The organism is Chitiniphilus eburneus (assembly GCF_005048205.1).
GTDB lineage: Bacteria > Pseudomonadota > Gammaproteobacteria > Burkholderiales > Chitinibacteraceae > Chitiniphilus > Chitiniphilus eburneus.
On record NZ_SUMF01000074.1, the window covers coordinates 1 to 1,829 of the forward strand.

The following is a 1,829-nucleotide window of genomic DNA, read 5'->3' on the forward strand; positions in this document are numbered from 1 at the left end:
AGCGGCAATGGCGGCCTCCATGGCGCCGGTCAGCGCCAGGGCGTCGGCATCGACCAGCGGGGTGGCCGCCGCCACGGCGGGCAGCAGGTCCACCGCCGGCACGCAGGCCCGGGCGTAAACCGCTTCGCGCTCGGCCAGCGGATCGATCGCGGGCGGCGGCGGCAGTTCGGCCTGGGCGGCGGCAAGTTCGGCGCGCATCGTCGCGGCCTGCGCCTCGGTCTGGGCGATCAATGCCTTGGTGGCGGCGTCCATGGCGGCCAGGTTGAAATCGCTGTCGGCCAGTTGCCGCTTGGTCGGTCCGGGCAGCGGTGGCTCCGGCGCCTTGGGCGGCTGGTGGTCGGCCGGGCGCGGCATGCCGGATTCGGCCCAGAATTCGGCGTCCGCTTCCGCCACGATGGCCTGCCGCCGCGCCTGCTCGGCCGCGCGTTCGGCAGCATCCTGCACCGCGTGATGCGCGGCCAGCGCGGGTGGGAACGACGCGGCCAGTTGCGATTCGTCCAGCGCGTACAGCGCGGCGGTTTCCAGGTTGCTGCGCAGTGCCAGCACCTGGCGGTAGTCGTCCAGGCTGCGCGTATCGTGCGCGGCTTCATAGCCCACCATCACCGCCACGATGTCCAGTCCATCCACGTCGGTGCTGGCCACGTCGCCGTGCCACACCATCAGGCCCAGCAGGTGTTCGGGGAAGAACCACGCGGTGTCGCACGCCAGCGGCACCGCTTCGGCCTGGTCGGGCGTCTGGCCGGCCCGCTGGACAAAGCCGCGCGCCGTCAGCGCCGGCAGGCGGCCTTCGATCACCGGATGGTCCGGGTGCAGGCCTTCCAGGCGATACGCTTCGCCGCCCAGCAGGTAGCCCGGCAGGCGCTGGTCGAGCGGCGCGCGCATGAAGAAATCGGGCGCGACATCGCCCGCCAGCCCCGGTGCTTCCCGTTGCAGCCAGTTGGCGTCGTAGGTGCCCGATTGCTTGACACGCGGCGTCCAGCGCACGTCCAGCGGGCCGAAGCCGGCCGGCTCCAGTTTGCGCAGGTGGCCGCGCACTGGCTGGTCGGGGTATTCCAGGTTGGGCATGGCGGCCCGGTTCTGGCCAACGAAGCCCGCCACCGGGTTGGGCCGGTAGCCCTGCCCCAGCGGGTTGGCCGGGTGGCCATCGCCGCCAAAGGCGCGATCCCAGCCCAGCGGCATGCGTGCAAATGGCGCTGGGTCGCCGATGTTGAGCCACGGCACCAGGCCGTAGTACCAATCCCGATCGCCCAGCACGCGCAGGGTTTTATCGACGCCGGCGCAGGCCAGCCGCACGTCCATGCGCGGCACCGGCACCCCGCCCGGCGCAAACGCCGCTCCGCCCAGCAACACCTCGCCGCGCGGCTTGGGCCACGCTTCGTCCAGCGGTTGCATCGGCGGCAGCGCGGGCAAGGCCAGTGGCCATTGCAGGTTTTCCATCAGGAAGCGCGGGTTGTCGGCGCCCAGGCGGAAAAAGCCCAGGGCGGTGACGGCAAAGCGCTGGCGACCGCCGATGCTGTACGGGCGATGCAGAATGCCGAGGGTGAGGGGTTTGATGGTTTTCATGGGGTGGCACCATCTGCCCGGACTTGGGGGTGGGCTGCGGTTGCGGTTGCGGCTGTTGCAACGGCAACTGCAACTGCAACTGCTTCAAAGCTGAGCGCCTGCGGCGCGGGTTGATTGATGCCCTTAGCGACCGGGCGGGCCGGTTCATTTCTTTTGCTCCGCCAAAAGAAACGAACCAAAGAAAAGGCGGCCCGCGTCTGCGCCCCTCCGGGGTTCCCTACGTCGGTCGGGAGCCTAAGGTCTCCCTCCACTCCTCGGCGCCACGT

Annotated in this window: 1 protein-coding gene; it reads right to left on the reverse strand. The window is 70.5% G+C overall.

The features are described from left to right. Positions 1–1,563, reverse strand: a 1,563-nt coding sequence (locus FAZ21_RS19995; RefSeq protein ID WP_136775185.1) for a DUF2169 family type VI secretion system accessory protein, incomplete at its 3' end; no start/stop codon positions are given. Positions 1,564–1,829: the final 266 nt, after the last annotated feature.